General features: G+C 36.9%; 14 protein-coding genes. 12 read left to right on the top strand and 2 right to left on the bottom strand.

Annotated features, from left to right (window positions below; translation table 11 throughout):
• Positions 1–90: 90 nt before the first annotated feature.
• Both cbpA and G6O73_RS08110 read right to left on the bottom strand, forming a co-directional pair.
• Positions 91–726, bottom strand: a complete 636-nt coding sequence (cbpA, locus tag G6O73_RS08115) for a cyclic di-AMP binding protein CbpA (protein ID WP_057885696.1) — start codon at positions 724–726, stop codon at positions 91–93.
• Positions 727–936: 210 nt separating this feature from the next.
• On the bottom strand, positions 937–1,899 hold the full coding sequence (locus G6O73_RS08110) for an L-lactate dehydrogenase (RefSeq protein WP_057885697.1): 963 nt from the start codon (positions 1,897–1,899) through the stop codon (positions 937–939).
• Positions 1,900–2,162: 263 nt separating this feature from the next.
• On the opposite strand from G6O73_RS08110, the gene pth reads away from it, so the two are divergent.
• The 12 genes from pth (at position 2,163) to lysS (ending at position 16,884) form a co-directional block, all read left to right on the top strand.
• Positions 2,163–2,732, top strand: coding sequence for an aminoacyl-tRNA hydrolase (pth, locus tag G6O73_RS08105; protein ID WP_057885698.1), 570 nt, complete (start codon positions 2,163–2,165; stop codon positions 2,730–2,732).
• Positions 2,733–2,744: 12 nt separating this feature from the next.
• Positions 2,745–6,293: a transcription-repair coupling factor gene (gene mfd / locus G6O73_RS08100; protein WP_057885699.1), complete on the top strand. Its 3,549-nt coding sequence runs from the start codon at positions 2,745–2,747 to the stop codon at positions 6,291–6,293.
• Positions 6,271–7,800, top strand: coding sequence for a polysaccharide biosynthesis protein (locus tag G6O73_RS08095; protein WP_057885700.1), 1,530 nt, complete (start codon positions 6,271–6,273; stop codon positions 7,798–7,800). Before mfd ends, G6O73_RS08095 begins: the two co-directional genes overlap by 23 nt.
• Positions 7,801–7,836: 36 nt before the next feature.
• Complete coding sequence (locus tag G6O73_RS08090; protein ID WP_057885701.1) at positions 7,837–8,094, top strand: RNA-binding S4 domain-containing protein; 258 nt, start codon at positions 7,837–7,839, stop codon at positions 8,092–8,094.
• Between the two features lie 74 nt (positions 8,095–8,168).
• Positions 8,169–8,570: an FtsB family cell division protein gene (locus tag G6O73_RS08085; RefSeq protein WP_057885702.1), complete on the top strand. Its 402-nt coding sequence runs from the start codon at positions 8,169–8,171 to the stop codon at positions 8,568–8,570.
• A gap of 100 nt (positions 8,571–8,670) precedes the next feature.
• Positions 8,671–9,180, top strand: a complete 510-nt coding sequence (locus G6O73_RS08080; RefSeq protein ID WP_057885703.1) for a S1 domain-containing RNA-binding protein — start codon at positions 8,671–8,673, stop codon at positions 9,178–9,180.
• 51 nt (positions 9,181–9,231) lie between these two features.
• Positions 9,232–10,602 carry a tRNA lysidine(34) synthetase TilS gene (gene tilS, locus G6O73_RS08075; protein ID WP_057885704.1) on the top strand — a complete coding sequence of 457 codons (1,371 nt, stop codon included), beginning with the start codon at positions 9,232–9,234 and terminating at the stop codon, positions 10,600–10,602.
• Positions 10,599–11,141: a hypoxanthine phosphoribosyltransferase gene (hpt, locus tag G6O73_RS08070; RefSeq protein WP_057885705.1), complete on the top strand. Its 543-nt coding sequence runs from the start codon at positions 10,599–10,601 to the stop codon at positions 11,139–11,141. The genes tilS and hpt overlap by 4 nt, the downstream gene beginning before the upstream one ends.
• A gap of 87 nt (positions 11,142–11,228) precedes the next feature.
• On the top strand, positions 11,229–13,283 hold the full coding sequence (ftsH, locus tag G6O73_RS08065; RefSeq protein ID WP_057885706.1) for an ATP-dependent zinc metalloprotease FtsH: 2,055 nt from the start codon (positions 11,229–11,231) through the stop codon (positions 13,281–13,283).
• 90 nt (positions 13,284–13,373) lie between these two features.
• The gene (hslO, locus tag G6O73_RS08060) at positions 13,374–14,255 is read left to right on the top strand and encodes an Hsp33 family molecular chaperone HslO (protein ID WP_057885707.1); all 882 of its coding nucleotides are present in this window, start codon (positions 13,374–13,376) and stop codon (positions 14,253–14,255) included.
• A 77-nt stretch (positions 14,256–14,332) separates the two neighbouring features.
• The gene (gene dusB / locus G6O73_RS08055; RefSeq protein ID WP_057885708.1) at positions 14,333–15,352 is read left to right on the top strand and encodes a tRNA dihydrouridine synthase DusB; all 1,020 of its coding nucleotides are present in this window, start codon (positions 14,333–14,335) and stop codon (positions 15,350–15,352) included.
• A 41-nt stretch (positions 15,353–15,393) separates the two neighbouring features.
• The gene (gene lysS / locus G6O73_RS08050; RefSeq protein WP_057885709.1) at positions 15,394–16,884 is read left to right on the top strand and encodes a lysine--tRNA ligase; all 1,491 of its coding nucleotides are present in this window, start codon (positions 15,394–15,396) and stop codon (positions 16,882–16,884) included.
• The last annotated feature ends 154 nt before the right edge of the window (positions 16,885–17,038 follow it).

The following is a 17,038-nucleotide window of genomic DNA, read 5'->3' as shown; positions in this document are numbered from 1 at the left end:
TTGCACAATGCCACATAAAAATAAATATCCCACTGTTTTGAGAAATAAATCTCAAAAAGCAGTGGGATATTTGTATAAAAAACAAAAACTTTAAGAATTAAGATCTTCAATTTCAACAACTTTAAAACTTTTGCGTTCAAGACTCGCTACAATTCGCTTTAATCGTTCTGGGTCGACACCTGATGGCAAAGTAAATAATACTCGATGGACTAAACTTTGTGCTTGGACATCTAAGGTGATACAACTAGCAATTGAAGTGTACTTCGTGATAATTTTAGCCATATCAACTAAGTCACCACGTTCACCCAATGATAGAACAGTTAAAACATAACTACCTACATTGACATTCCAAGATTGTGATAACATGTTTAACAGGCTCGAATGAGTCAAAATGCCGTAAAAAAAGTTATGTTCATCTAGGACAGTAATATAAGGTAGATCCTTAATTGTGAAAAAAACTTTAAAAAAGGCTGAGTCTAAAGAAACAAACTTGGTAGCATTCTTTAATAAATAAGTTACTGGCAGTTGCATATCTCCACCACGTGACTTATGTCGGTAAATATGCATTTTGTAAATGTTACCGCGGAAAATCTGACCAGTTTTATCAAGAATCGGCACACAGCGAAAGCCAGATTTTTCCAGGGTTTCTAATGCTTTTTCGAGAGTAATATCTTCTCGAACAGTTGTTAGTTCGTCTTTAGGTTTGATTAATGACTTAAATAGCATTTGTTTATCTCCTCCATGATTAAAACATTCTAATTAATCTTAGCATATTTTGGCTTTAAAAAGGAGAGAGGATTTAATAAAATTATCTCAAGAAAATTATTGAAAACAAATAAAACTGATTGAGTTTTTGATTAAAACAATTTTTTACCACAACAAAAAGAACCAAACAAAATAATTGTTTGGTTCTTCAGAAAAACAATTAAAAATTAATTATTTTTTCAGATTATTCAAACCGTCGTTTAAAACCTGTTTCAAGGTTTTGGCAGAATCAGTCATTTTCTTTTCTTCTTCAGCACTTAATGGAACTTCAAGAATTCGATCAAGACCGTTACCATTAACAACAGCTGGTGTTCCAATATAAATATCGTTCAAACCATACTGACCATCCATGTATGCTGAAACAGGAAGAACAGCATCTTCATCACGTAAAATAGCTTTTGAAATACGAGCTAAAGCTGTTGCAACACCATAGAAGGTAGCACCTTTTTTACTGATGATAACATAAGCTTTGTTACGAACATCGTCTTCAACTTTAGCTAATTGTTCTTTGGTAACGCCATTTGCTTTAGCCCAGTCAAGAATTGGAAGACCACCAACAGTTGCAGCTGAATAAGCAGCAAACTCAGAATCACCATGTTCACCCATAATATATGCATGGACCGAACGAGGATCGTGGACACCCATCAATTCACCTAAAGCAACGCGCAAACGAGAAGTATCCAGAGAAGTACCAGAACCAATAACCCGATTCTTTGGAAAACCAGAGAATTTCCAAGTTGCATATGTTAAAATATCAACTGGGTTAGCGGCAACCAAGAAAATACCGTTGAAACCTGATTCAACAACTGGTTTAACAATACTTGAAAGAATCTTCAAATTTTTGTTAACCAAGTCAAGACGAGTTTCACCTGGTTTTTGAGGTGCGCCAGCAGTGATAACAACTAAATCTGCATCTTTGCAGTCAGAATATTCTGCTGAATAAATCTTCTTTGGGTATGAGAGTGCAGTCGCATCAGCTAAATCAAGTGCATCGCCTTCGGTGCGTTCCTTAACAACATCCACGATACCGAATTCTTCAGCAACTCCTTGGAGAGCCATTGCATATGCAAAACTAGAACCTACAGCGCCGTCGCCGACTAAAATAACTTTTTGATGATTTTGTGTTTTTGACACAGTTCTTCATCCTTTCATAAGTGAACTTAGTAACACATCGTTAGTATACCACTTTTTTCTGAAAAATGTGAAGTGGTTTTCAAACATTTTTTTCAGATAAAAACCCGGCTGTGGTATACTATTCGCTGATAATGTATGCTGATAATTCTTTTATGTGCAAAGTTGTACAGTTAGTATTTGCTTGAGAAAAATAATATTTGCAATGTATAGCGAAAACTTTTACAAATGATTTTGGAAATAGTGAAGAAATGGAGTAATAAATAATGAAACTTGTAGTTGGACTTGGAAATATCGGAAAAGAATATGAAAATACGCGACATAACACTGGATTTATGGTTTTAGATCATATAGCCCAACAAGAAGGCTTAAATTTCTCTGGTCCACGGCAAGAAGCAATGCTAACTAAATGGTTTTATCGACAAGAAAAAATTATTTTAGCCAAACCGACAACTTATATGAATGAGTCTGGTCGCAGTGTGGCAGCTTTGCTGAATTACTATAAATTAGAACCAGCAGATTTGTTGATTATCCATGATGATATGGACTTACCCACCGGCCAGTTGCGATTACGGCAAAAGGGCTCAGCTGGAGGCCACAATGGCATTAAAAGTATTATTGCTGCTGTCGGTGGTCAAAAGTTTAAACGTTTGAGAATCGGAATTGATCACCCGGAACATCAAACAGTGGTAGACTGGGTATTGTCAAGTTTCTCTAAGAAACAACAGCCGGAAATTGCTGTTGGACTTGACCAAGCAATTGCAGCTGTCAAGTTTTGGTTACAGACAGACGATTTTGCTAAAGCGATGAATGAGTTTAATCATAAGGAGAAATAGTACTTTTCAATAATGAAAATTGAAGATATTTTTTTAAAATTACCTGAAGTTAATGATTTAATTAAAAGAGTAAAGCAGAGTACTGGAGAAAATTTTTTATTAACGGGAGTTCAACCAGCAATAAAGCCGTTATTGCTGCAGACTTATTTGCAGCAATTAAAAAAGCCAATACTGATAGTTGAAGATACTCTAAATCACGCCCAAGGATTAGTTGATGAATTGATTGCGTTATTAGGTCCCAATCAAGTTAATTTTTTTCCAGTTGAAGAGACCATGGCTGCAGAAACTGCTATTGCTTCACCGGAGTTTCGAGCAGCACGAATCCAGACTTTGGCTGGAATGCAAGTTCCTAAAATAACAGTTACGGCTGCTAGCGGAATTGGGTATCCATTGTTGCCTCCTGTTCAGTGGCGAGAACAAATCAGGCAACTAAAACCAGGAATGAATCTTGATTTAAATAAATTCATAACTTTTTTGAATAGCGTTGGCTATCAGCGGCAGCAATTAGTGGCTAAAAAAGGCGAGTTTGCTGTTCGTGGTTCTATCGTGGATATCTATCCTTTTGATCAATTGAATCCGATCAGAATTGATTTATTCGATACAGAGATTGATTCAATTCGTGAATTTTCAGCGAGCAACCAACGTAGCTTGCAAAACTTGGATTGTATTACAGTTTTACCAGCCAGTGAATATCCGCTTGATGCTGCTCAGCAAGCCCATGCTTTAGCGGTGTTAAAAAAACAGTATCAAAAAGTTAGCACATCAGCTGTTCAAAAAGAGTTTCGAGAAAATTTAAATAATATTAACTATAAGTTGACAGCGGCCTTGACGGCGAGACAATTTCCAGCTTGGGCAGCCGCTTTTAAACGCGGGCTGCTAGCTGAAAAGAATTCTTTACTTGATTATTTGCTGGATAAGGGAGTTGTTTTTTGGGATGATTTGCCACGAATAGTTGAAAGCCAGCGCTTGCAGCAACAAGAACAAATGGCTTGGGAGACAAATCAATTGGCTAGTGGAAAGTTATTCGAAGCTAGTCAACCAACAACTACAATTAAGGAATGGCAAAAAAAAGATCAGCATAACTCAATTTTTTTGGCTCTTTTCCGTAAAGGAATGGGAAAGCTGACATTTAGTTCAATTGCTGATATTCAGGTTCGAATGATTCAACAATTTTTTGGACAAATGCCGCTCTTGAAGACAGAAATGCAGCGTTGGAAAAAGCAACAGCAAACAGTAATTTTTGCAATTAATAATCCAGCTAGAATTAGAAAAATTCAACAAACACTGATTGATTTTGCAATGCCAGTTGAAATTAATACGACGAAAGAATTAAATTTAGGTCAACCTCAATTAGTCCAAATTGGTTTTAATCACGGTTTTGAATTGCCCCAGCTTAAACTAGTAATAGTAACTGAAAGTGAACTTTTTCAGAAAGTTAAAGCTAAGCAGCCACGCCGGTTGACAATGGAAAATACTGAGCGTCTAAAAAGCTATACTGACTTAAAAAAGGGCGATTACGTTGTCCATGTTAATCACGGAATCGGACGCTTTTTGGGTATTAAGACTATTAGTGATCGTGGAAAACATCAAGATTATCTGACGATTGAATATCAAGATGCTGGTAAGTTATTTGTACCGGTTAAACAAATTGATCGGATTCAAAAATATGTTTCAGCTGAAGGAAAATCCCCACATTTAAATAAACTGGGTGGTAGTGATTGGGAGAAAACCAAACGTCGGGTAGCAGCTAAAGTTGAGGATATTGCAGATGAGTTAGTTGAACTGTATGCTAAACGTGAAACTGAAAAGGGCTTTGCCTACTCACTAGATGATGAATTTCAACATGAGTTTGAAGCGGCATTTGCATATACGGAGACTCCTGACCAGTTGCGTAGTACACGTGAAATCAAGCATGATATGCAGCAGAGTAAGCCGATGGACCGGTTGCTAATTGGTGATGTGGGCTACGGCAAGACTGAGGTTGCATTACGCGCAGCTTTTAAGGCGATTCAAGATGGAAAACAAGTAGCTTTTTTAGTACCAACGACGGTTTTGGCACAGCAGCATTATGAAACAATGCTTAGTCGTTTTGAGGGATTTCCAGTAGAAATTGGAATTTTGTCACGTTTTAGAACGCAACAGCAAGTTAAACAGACTTTAAAAAAATTAGCAGCTGGTCAGCTGGATATCGTGGTTGGAACTCATCGACTATTATCAAAAGATGTTAAATTTAAAGATTTAGGTTTGTTAATTGTTGATGAAGAACAGCGCTTCGGAGTTAAACATAAGGAAAAAATTAAAGAGTTGCGTTCTTCGATTGACGTATTAACTTTGACGGCTACTCCAATTCCAAGAACATTGAATATGTCAATGTTGGGAGTTAGGGATTTATCGGTAATTGAAACTGCACCATTAAATCGATTTCCAATCCAAACTTATGTAATTGAACAAGATTATAGTTTAATAGCTGATGCGGTTCACCGAGAAATCAATCGTGGTGGTCAGACTTTTTATTTGCACAATCGCGTGGCCGATATTGAACGAACAGTTACGGAATTGAAAGCAATGATACCTGAAGCGCGAATTGGGTATATTCATGGTCAAATGTCAGAAGCGCAACTTGAACGAATTCTATTGGATTTCATTAATGGAGAATTCGATGTCTTGGTTACTACAACAATTATTGAAACTGGAATCGATATTCCCAATGTTAATACCTTGATTGTGGAGGATGCTGATAAAATGGGGTTAGCGCAATTATATCAGCTGCGTGGTCGAGTAGGTCGGAGTAATCGGATGGCATATGCCTACTTTATGTATCGTCCAGATAAGGTTTTAACTGAGATCAGTGAAAAACGACTAGAGGCAATTAAAGACTTTACCGAACTGGGTTCTGGGTTTAAAATTGCGATGCGTGATTTGGCAATTCGCGGTGCCGGTAATTTATTGGGAAGACAACAACATGGCTTTATCGATTCTGTCGGTTATGATTTATATGTGCAAATGTTAAAAGATGCAGTTGCTAAGAAGCAAGGAAAACAGGTTCGTTTAGTCAGTGATGCAGAAATTGATTTGGATTTAGAAGCATATTTACCAAGTGAATATATTGCTGATCCACGTCAGAAAATTGAAATCTATAAACGAATACGCCAATTGCAAAATCAAGCGCAGTTTGATGAAATTCAAGCTGATTTACTAGATCGTTTTGGCGACTATCCCAGTCCCGTTGCCAATTTGTTGGAAATTGGTCGGCTAAAAATGTTGGCCGATCAAATTCAGGTTAAATCAATTCAGCAAGTGGATCGTAAATTTATAATAATTTTTGCCAAGCAATTTGCTGATTATTTGACAGCTCGTGATCTCCTAGCAGCTTTAGCACAAACAAACCTGAAAGCAACAATCAAAAATGAGAGTGGATGCTTTAATTTGATATTGAATCAACAGCCAAAATCAGAGTTGCTTGAGGTTATTACACAATTTGAAAAGTTGTTTGCTTTTTTAGCAGACAGTGAGAATCAAAGGCTGAAAGGGAAGAAAAATGAAACAAAAACGAAGCAATAGCCTGCTCCTTCATGGAACAGTTTGGTTAGCGATTACTTCATTGATTGTTAAAATACTAAGTGCTGTTTATCGAATACCCTTTCAAAATATGGTTGGTAATATTGGCTTTTATATTTACCAACAAGTTTATCCGTTTTACGGAATTGGAATGACCTTTGCTTTAACTGGCTTTCCAGCTTTTATTTCCAAAAAAGTAGCTCAAGAAAACAATCAATTGCAAAAAAAGGTAATCGCTAGAAATTATTGGTATTTATTACTACTTTTTGGAGGTAGCCTATTTATCCTTTTGCAATTATTTTCAACTAAAATAGCAGTTGCAATGGATGACTCACATTTAGCAATTGTTATTCAAAATGTTAGTTGGATGTATTTGTTGATGCCTTTTTTAGCGGTTGGTCGTGGATACTGTCAAGGAAATTTAGATATGACGACAACCGCTCATTCACAATTAGTTGAACAGGTACTTCGAGTAGGAATTATTTTAGCGGCAGCTGCAATCGGCATTCGTCAACATTTATCGCTGTACACAATTGGGAGCTGGGCAATTCTAGGTGGGACTTTTGGAGCAGCCGCGGCGATGCTTTTTTTCTGGCCAGTATTTTTTCACGAATTACGTTTTACAAAAGTAGCAGTTACGGTGGCAGAATTAAAAAAATTAGCACGCCCCTTATTTACTGAAGGACTAATTTTTTGTTTAAATGCAGCTTTATTAATATTACTACAATTAATTGATTCATTTACATTGAAAAAATATCTCCAAGCAAGTGGTTTGCTGCCAACAACTGCAGCGGCTTTGAAAGGAGTTTTTGATCGAGGCCAGCCCTTATTACAATTAGGATTGGTAATTACTAATGCAATTGCGGTTAGTTCACTACCAGCACTGATTAACCAACAAAAAAAACAAAGTAACCAAATTGTTAGATTGAAAGTTCAGCAGCTTTTTCAACTAGCGCTGTTATTTGCATTCGCTGCTGCAATTGGTTTGACTGTCTTGATGCCGCAGATTAATTGGGTTTTATTCGGAAGCGCTCAAGGGTCCTTCGCCCTGGCAGTTAATAGTTTGACAATTCCTCTAGCGACGATCATCATTTTAGATAATGTCTTACTGCAAATTGAGGAGCAGCAAGTGGCAGCTTTTAAAGTTATCTTACTAATAACAATTGGCAAAATGTTTTTCAATTGGCTATTGATTACACCGTATGGAATTAATGGTGCTGCGTGGGGTTCAGTTCTCAGTCTTTTGGCTGGAATGATAGTCGCAGGAAGACTTGAAAAAAATGTTGGTTTTTCTTATTTACGAACAGCTGGTTGGCTTAGAAAATTATTGATTACGTTGTCTGTAATGGGAATCAGCGTAAAAATAACAGCGCTACTAATTCAAAATCAAGTTAGTTTTTCCAGATTAGGAAGTTTCTGGGTATTATTAGCAGCCATTCCAATTGGAATAATAGCTTTTTTTGCTTGTACACTCAGATTTCAGCTTTTAGACCAGAAATTTTTAAATTGAAAATAGGATTGTTACCGAAGTTAAGGGGGAATTTTAATGCGAGTAGATAAGTTCTTAAAGATATCACGAATTATTAAACGGCGAACTGTTGCCAAGCAGATTGCTGATCAAGGAAGAATTTTAATAAATCAAAGACCAGCTAAATCAGCGACCAATGTTGCAATTGGAGATCAACTAACAATTAATTTTGGAAATAAGACTTTAGTTATTGAGGTAACAGCGTTAGTACCAAATGCCAAAAAGGCAGATGCTGAAGGGTTGTATCAGATTATCAGCGAAAATGCCAAAAATTAAGTTGGTCACTTAATTAGACGAACTAAACTAGGTTTTGTTATAATCAAATTGAAAATAAATGGAGGTGGGCTTGTTTGAGTAGGCAACGTGTTAATAAAGTTGAAATTCTAAATAATTCTTATTTTGAAAAAAAAAGTTACCAAGCGCAGCTGCAGACGCAAAAACTGCATAACAAACGAGTTCACCGCCGTCGCATGATAGTTATTATTGCGTTTTTCGCAATTAGTTTTTTACTTCTAGGTAGCCAAGTATTTCGAACGCAACATTTGACAAGTAACCTAGTTCAACAGAAAAAAGTAGCTACTAGTAAATTAGACCAAGTTTTGCAGCAACATCGTGAATTAAAGCAGCAAACACGACAATTAAAAGATGATGACTATTTACAAAAATTAATTCGCGAAAAATATTACTATAGTAAAAATGGTGAAACTATTTATAATTTACCGAATAATAGTAAAACTGCTGGCCAAAAATAAGTAAGCTATAAAAATGAATCAATAGTTGTTAAATTTGTTGCATACCGCTTCAGCCGTGTTATACTGAAGTGTATACAACTTAAGGAGGAACAGCTTTTTTATGTCAATTGAAGTAGGGGCGAAAGTCACTGGCAAAGTTTCAGGAATTACTAATTTTGGTGCTTTTGTTGAATTAGGTGAGAAAAAGAACGGTTTGGTTCATATTAGTGAAATCTCTGATAAGTACGTTAAAGATATTCATGATGTTTTGAGTGTTGGTGACGAGGTAACTGTTAAGGTCCTTTCAATTGCTCCGGATGGTAAAATTGGTTTGTCAATTCGCAAAGCCAATGAAAAACATAACGAAGAAACACATAGCAATTATGTAAAACACAATAATCATTCTGAAAATCACCACAGCTCAGCCAATCATGGTGGAGTAGGTGTTAAGACTCATTCTCATAACTATACTGGCAACTCAAGAAATCAAAATTATCGTAAAAACGAAAATAAGTCGCAAGATTTCGACTCATTATTGGCTGGATTTTTAAAAGACAGCGAGGCACGTTTGACTTCATTAAAGAGAAATACTGAGGGAAAACGTGGAGGCCGAGGCGGCCGGCGGAGTTAAAACGAAAAATTGTCCTCTGGAGGACAATTTTTTTTTGACGGGGTTAATTACATGAAAATGATAAGAGAGTTTCAATTAAGTCTTAGTGAATTAAACCAATCTGATCGCGTGTTGGCTGCAGTTTCAACAGGCGTAGATTCAATGGTAATGCTTCAATTACTTTTATCACTGCCTTTTCAAGATAGACCACAGATTTCAGTTGCTTATGTGAACCATCAATTACGAGCTGCCAGTGAACAAGAAACAGATTTTATTAAAAGTTTTTGCCAGCAGCATCATTTACCACTCTTTATGACTTCTTGGCCACGGTCGCAGCATCCTAAACATGGTATTGAGGCTGCTGCAAGAGATTTTCGTTATCACTTTTTTGCAGAAGTAATGCGCAAACAACAGATTAATCAATTATTAACAGCCCACCATCGTGATGATCAGGTTGAAACTTTTTTGTTGAAACTAATTCGTGGAGGTCAGTTGCAGCAATTGAAGGGTATTGCTGCAAAGAGAAACTTTTCTTTATTACCTAACAGCTGGATTTTGCGGCCGCTATTGCCTTTTACTAAAGATCAGTTACGAACTTTCGCTAGACAGGAAAAAATTGAGTATTTTGAAGACGAAACCAATGCTGAATTGACAGTTCAGCGCAATCGACTGCGCAATCGGCTGATTCCTGAATTAGTAACTGAAAATCCTCAGTTTAAAGAGCATATTATTGATTATCAGCAACAACTTGGATGTCTGCAAGCGGCCATCCAACCGTTGTTACAACAAAAATTGCAGTTAATTACAATTGATCAAAAAGTTTATTCTTTAGCAAGTTGGCAGCGACAGGCAAAGCCATGGCAACAGTTGCTACTGAAGAAAATTTTAAGTATTCCTAGAGCAAAAGTAGTCCAGCAACAGCAAGCAGAGGCTCTCCAACTTTTAAGTAATCCAAATAAGCCACAAGGAAGAATTAGTTTAGGAAAAAATTATTTTTTCTTCAAAGAATATAATCGCTTTGGAATCATCTATCGACAAGCTAATTCAACTACCCAGCCAACCAATTTTCATTGTTCTTTAGAATTTGGAAAATGGCATCGTTTAGATGACGGTAATCAAATTGGTTTATTTAAATGGAACCCTCAATTACTACAGCCTCATGATCAAGTTTTTAAATTAACAACAAATCTATTTTTTCCATTATCAGTTAGACATCGAAAAAAAGGTGATCGTCTATTAATGACTAATGGAAGCCAGAAAGTAAAAAAAATATTAATTGACCATAAGATAGCACAATCGCAGCGTAATAACTTATGGTTGCTAACAAATAATCAAGATCAACCGATTTGGTTAATTGGCGTAAAACACGGACATTTGTCAGAAGCAGCTGTAAATGGTAGAATTCAATACATGATAATTTTTAGGAACGAGGTTGCTTTATGAATAGCGATATCAAAGAAATTTTATATAGTCAAGAACAGATTCAAAGAGTTTGCCAGGAATTAGGCGCAAAATTAACCAATGATTATCAAGATAAAAAGCCTTTGGTTATTTGTGTACTTAAGGGTGCCGTCATGTTTATGGCTGACATTGTTCGGAAAATCGATACGTATATTGAATTGGATTTTATGGACGTTTCTAGCTATGGCAATGAGATGGAGTCATCTGGTTCAGTTAAAATTATTAAGGACCTTGATGTTTCAGTTAAGGGGCGTGATGTTTTAATTGTTGAAGATATTATTGATACGGGTCGAACTTTAGCTTGCTTAGCTAGTTTATTAAAGCATCGACAAGCAAAATCTGTTAAGATTTGCACGTTGTTAGATAAACCGGACCGACGTGAAAAGACAATTTCACCGGACTATGTCGGTTTTCAAGTTCCAAACGAATTTGTTGTTGGCTATGGTTTGGATTATCAGGGCTTTTATCGAAATTTACCATATGTCGGAATTTTAAAACCAGCTGTTTATGAGAAAAATTAATAGTCAATAAAGGTCAATTGTGCTATTATCTATTTGATAGCCGTCTTTATGTAACGGCAATTAGTCGTTAGTTCAAGGAGGAAGCAAATGAACAATAAAAAGAATGGACTTTTTAAGAATAGTCTGTTTTATATTGTGGTTTTCCTTGGGGTTATGGGAATGTTGTACTACTTTTTTGGTGGCAAAACAAATTCACAATCTCAACAAATCCAATCAAGTCAATTCATTACAGAACTAAAAAAAGATAATGTTAAAAGTTACACTTTGCAGCCAGCCGGAAGTACCTATAAAGTGACAGGTACATATCGTCATGCTAAGAAGACATCGAGTTCTTCAGGTTTTGGTGGTTTAGGGGCTAGCAGCAGTGAGACTAAATCTTTCTCAACGAATGTTCTGACTAATGACGTTGCAATTAAGCAGATTCAACAATATGCTAATAAGAATAATGTCAAAAATAATACTAAGGAAGAAGAATCAAGCAGTTTATGGATTCAACTGCTGATATATTTATTACCAGTCATTTTCTTTATTTTCTTCTTCTACATGATGATGGGCCAAGCCGGTCAGGGTGGTGGCAACGGCCGAGTAATGAACTTTGGCAAGTCTAAGGCCAAGCCAGTAGATAAAAAGTCGAATAAAGTTCGCTTTTCTGACGTAGCTGGGGCTGAGGAAGAAAAACAAGAGTTGGTTGAAGTCGTTGAATTTCTACGTGATCCTCACAAGTTCTTAGCTTTAGGAGCTCGAATTCCATCTGGTGTTTTATTGGAAGGACCTCCTGGAACTGGTAAAACATTATTGGCAAAAGCGGTTGCTGGAGAAGCAGGAGTTCCATTTTTCTCCATTTCTGGTTCTGACTTTGTTGAAATGTTTGTTGGTGTAGGTGCCAGTCGAGTTCGTGATTTATTTGAGACTGCTAAGAAAAATGCACCTTCAATCATTTTTATTGACGAAATTGATGCTGTGGGTCGTCGTCGTGGAGCCGGAATGGGCGGCGGACATGATGAACGTGAACAGACCTTAAACCAGTTATTAGTTGAAATGGATGGTTTTGAAGGTGATGAAGGCGTCATTGTTATGGCTGCTACTAACCGTTCAGATGTGCTAGATCCCGCATTGCTTCGTCCAGGTCGTTTTGATCGAAAGATTTTGGTAGGTCGTCCTGATGTTAAGGGACGGGAAGCGATTCTGAAAGTGCATGCTCATAATAAGCCGCTTTCCAAAGATGTTGATTTAAAGATGATTGCTAAACAAACACCGGGGTTTGTAGGTGCGGACTTAGAAAACTTATTGAATGAAGCTGCATTGTTGGCCGCGCGTCGCGATAAAAAACAAATTGATGCTTCTGATTTAGATGAGGCTGAAGATCGTGTCATTGCTGGCCCAGCTAAACGTGATCGGGTCATCAATAAAAAAGAACGTGAAACAGTTGCTTATCATGAAGCTGGTCATACACTTGTCGGGTTAGTTTTAAATGATGCTCGGGTTGTTCATAAAGTAACGATTGTTCCACGTGGGCGTGCTGGTGGCTATGCTATTATGTTGCCTAAAGAAGATCAAATGTTACTAAGTAAAAAGGACTTAAAGGAACAAATTGCAGGATTAATGGGTGGCCGTGCTGCTGAAGAAATTATTTTCCATCAACAATCATCTGGGGCATCAAATGACTTCCAGCAAGCAACACAATTAGCACGGGCGATGGTTACTGAATATGGAATGAGTAGTAAACTCGGACCGGTTCAGTATGAAGGTCAAAGCAGTATGTTTGCTGGAGATGGCTATCCAGGACAACCTAACTATTCAGCTCAAACGGCAAACTTAATCGATGAGGAAGTTAAAGATTTGCTGAATGAAGGTATGACCTCAGCTAAGAAGATTATTGAAGATCACCGCGAACAGCATCAGACAATTGCTAAAGCTTTGTTGGAATATGAGACTTTGGATGAAAAACAGATTTTGAGTTTATTCAAGACCGGGAAGATGCCTGTTAAAGAAGAGGAGTTTCCGAGTGAAAAAGCAGCTACTTTTGAAGAATCAAAAGAAGCTTTGAAACGCAAAGAAGAGGCTAAACAAAAAGCGGATGAGTCGGATACTGATTCAAGTGACGATAATAATCAAACAACGACTTACTATCCAAAAGATTAACAAATAAAGGTATATTTAAGGGCTTGCAACAAGACAGCAGTTTTGTTTGCGGCTCTTTATTTTTAATGACAAAAATATTGAGGTAAAGTTATGGAAGACTATTTATTAAAAACATTAGCCTATGATGGTCAATTAAGAATTTATGCTGTTAAAACAACTAATTTGGTTCAAGAAGCTCAAAGATTACATGATACTTGGAGCACAGCAACAGCGGCATTTGGTAGAACATTGACTGGAACGGCTTTGTTAAGCGCTGCTTTATTAAAAGGTAGTGGTAAATTGACGGTTAGAGTGCAGGGCGATGGACCAGTAGGTGCAATTATTGCTGATGGTGATGCAAATGGGCAAGTTAAAGGCTATTTGCATCACCCACATGTAGAATTAGCATTGAATTCTCAACATAAAATTGATGTTAAAGGAGCTGTTGGGAAAAAAGGCTTTTTGACAATTACTAAAGATTTAGGACTCAAGACCCCTTTTACTGGACAAGTACCATTAGTTTCCGGAGAACTGGGTGAAGACTTCACCTATTATCTTGCTAAGTCTGAGCAAATTCCTTCAGCAGTTGGAGTCTCTGTTTTTGTTGAGCCTGACCAATCGGTAATAACTGCCGGTGGCTTTTTAGTCCAAGTTTTACCAGGAGCAACAGAGAAAAATTTAGTAGAAATAGAAAATACATTAAAAAAAATGCCCAGCATTTCTGAAATTATGGCTCGAGATCAGCATCCAGAAACTTTGATTAAATATTTAAGCGCTGAAACTAAAGTTAAAGAACTTGAAAAAGTTCAATTAAAATATTTTTGTGATTGTTCAAAAGAAAGATTTGCAAAAGCACTTGCCAGCATTGCATCAGCTGATCTGCAAAAATTAATTGAAGATGATCGCCAGGCAGAAGCGGTTTGTCAATTTTGTGGAAAAAAATATCATTTTAACAAAACAGAACTGCAAAAATTGCAGGCAAAAAATTCATAGAAATAGCTTTGTTGAGAAGAAAGTTATATGATATGATGCAACAGTGTAATTAAAGATCAAAGGAGAGGTGTAGCTAAATGCAATGGAAGATCGGGGATATTTTGATTCCTAATCAAGTAGTAGTTGCTCCAATGGCAGGAGTAACTAATGTAGCATTTCGAATGATTTGCAAAGAGTTTGGAGCGGGCTTGGTTGTTTGTGAAATGATTTCAGATCGTGGTATTCAATATCGAAATACTAAAACTTTGGGTATGCTGAAATTCGATCCAAGTGAACATCCAGTGAGTGTTCAAATTTTTGGTGGAAATAAAGAAACTTTGCTTGAAGCAGCTGAATACATTGAAGAACATACTAATGTTGATATTATTGATATTAATATGGGGTGCCCAGTTCCAAAGGTAACTAAAGCTGAAGCTGGTGCACGTTGGTTACTGGATCCAGATAAAGTTTATGAGATGGTTCATGCTGTCTCATCAGCTTGTAGTTTACCAGTAACGGTTAAAATGCGGACTGGTTGGGATACAGATCATTTATATGCTGTTGAGAATGCCTTAGCAGCTCAAGAAGGTGGTGCCGCTGCCTTAGCAATGCATGGCCGAACTCGGGAACAAAGGTATACCGGTCATGCTGATTGGGGAGTTTTAAAAGAAGTTGCTGATCATTTGACGGAAATTCCATTTATTGGCAATGGTGATGTTCGGACACCAGAAGATGCTAAGAAAATGTTAACCGATGTTGGAGCAGATGCAGTTATGATTGGTCGTGCAGCTTTAGGAAATCCATGGATTATCAAACAAACAACAGAGTATTTAGCAGGGAAAAAAGTTGTCGCTGAACCAACCCCAGCTGAAAAAATTCAGGTAGCTAAAGAGCATTTGCACCGATTAGTTGAATTAAAAGGAGATTATGTCGGATCTCATGAGTTTCGGGGACAAGCAGCCTATTATTTAAAAGGGATTCCACGTTCAGCTAGAGCTAAAGCAGCTTTAAACGAAGTTGATTCGGAAGCTGAAATGAGAGCTGTTTTTGATAACTTTCTTGAAGAAGTTAATGATTTTTTGACTAAAAGAGCTGCTCATCGTGCTAGAATAAGTTAGAAGGACAGTTTTTAATAAATAAAAGTGATGGAGGACTTAAAGTGGCAAAGATAGAGAATCTGAATGATCAGCTCAAAATCAGACGTGAAAAAATGAATGAACTACGCCAAGAAGGAATTGATCCATTTGGTCAGCGTTTCGAACGGACAGCACTGTCTGAAGAATTGCATCAGCAATATGGTGAAATGTCAAAAGGAGATCTTGAAAAAGCAGAACCAGAAGTCAAAATAGCCGGCCGTATGGTTGCTAAGCGAGGCAAAGGAAAAGTAGGCTTTGCTGATATTCAAGATCGCCAGGGAAGAATGCAGATCTATGTTCGGAAAGATATTATTGGCGAAGAAAAATATCATATTTTCAAGCGCTCTGATTTAGGTGATCATTTAGGCTTAACTGGACATGTTATTAAAACTGATACTGGTGAGTTAACACTGAAAGTAACTGATTTAACTTTTCTTTCAAAGGCTTTACGTCCACTGCCAGATAAGTTTCATGGCCTGCAAAATGTGGAGCAGATTTATCGTCAACGTTATTTGGATTTAATCTCAAATCGTGAAAGTTTTGAAAGATTTTTAAATCGAACCAAGATTATTTCAGCTGTTCGACGTTATTTAGACAATCAACAATTTATTGAAGTAGAAACACCAGTATTGCATAACCAAGCTGGTGGTGCAGCTGCACGTCCATTTACTACCCATCATAACGCACTTGATATTCAGTTATATTTGCGAATTGCCTTAGAATTGCATTTAAAACGATTAATTGTTGGCGGGATGGAAAAAGTTTATGAAATTGGTCGTGTTTTTCGAAACGAAGGAATTGATACTAAACATAATCCTGAATTTACGATGTTAGAATCATATGTGGCTTATTTTGATTTTACAGATGTCATGAAGGAGACAGAGGGAATTTTTAAAGCTGCTTCTGAGGTTGTTTCGGATGATGGATTAGTTGAATATCAAGGAAAACAAGTTGATTTTAATAAACCATTCAGAAAATTGCACATGGTTGATGCAATTAAGGAAAAAACGGGTGTTGATTTTTGGCCTAAAATGACAGTTGAAGCAGCTCGAAAATTGGCGGACGAACATCACGTTCACTATGAATCGTATTGGCAAGTTGGTCATATTATTAATGAATTTTTTGAAACTTTTTGCGAAAATGAAATTGTTGACCCAACTTTTATTTATGGTCATCCAGTAGAAGTTTCACCGTTGGCTAAAAAAAATGCTGAAGACCCACGCTTTACTGATCGCTTCGAGTTGTTTATTTTAGGTAATGAATATGCCAATGCTTTTACTGAGTTGAATGATCCAATTGATCAACGTCAACGGTTTGAAGCACAAGTTAAAGAGCGTGAAGAGGGTAATGATGAAGCTGAAGGTATTGATGAAGATTACGTTGAAGCTTTAGAATATGGTATGCCTCCTACAGGTGGATTGGGTGTAGGAATAGATCGCTTAGTGATGCTGATGACAAATGCTCCCTCAATTAGGGATGTTTTATTGTTTCCAACACTTCGACCGGAAGACTAAATTAGTTATAATTAAGAGGAATTTGAAGAGACTGCAAAAACTTTGCGGTCTTTTTTTTCGAAATTTTATAAAAACACTTGCTATTTTTGGAGCACATGGTACAATATAAAAGTTGACTGTTGTTGATGCAACACAATAGCCGTTGAAAACAGTA

Origin of the sequence: Liquorilactobacillus nagelii DSM 13675 (genome assembly GCF_019444005.1) — a bacterium.
Classification (GTDB): domain Bacteria; phylum Bacillota; class Bacilli; order Lactobacillales; family Lactobacillaceae; genus Liquorilactobacillus; species Liquorilactobacillus nagelii.
This window is presented reverse-complemented; position numbering and strand designations above follow the sequence as displayed.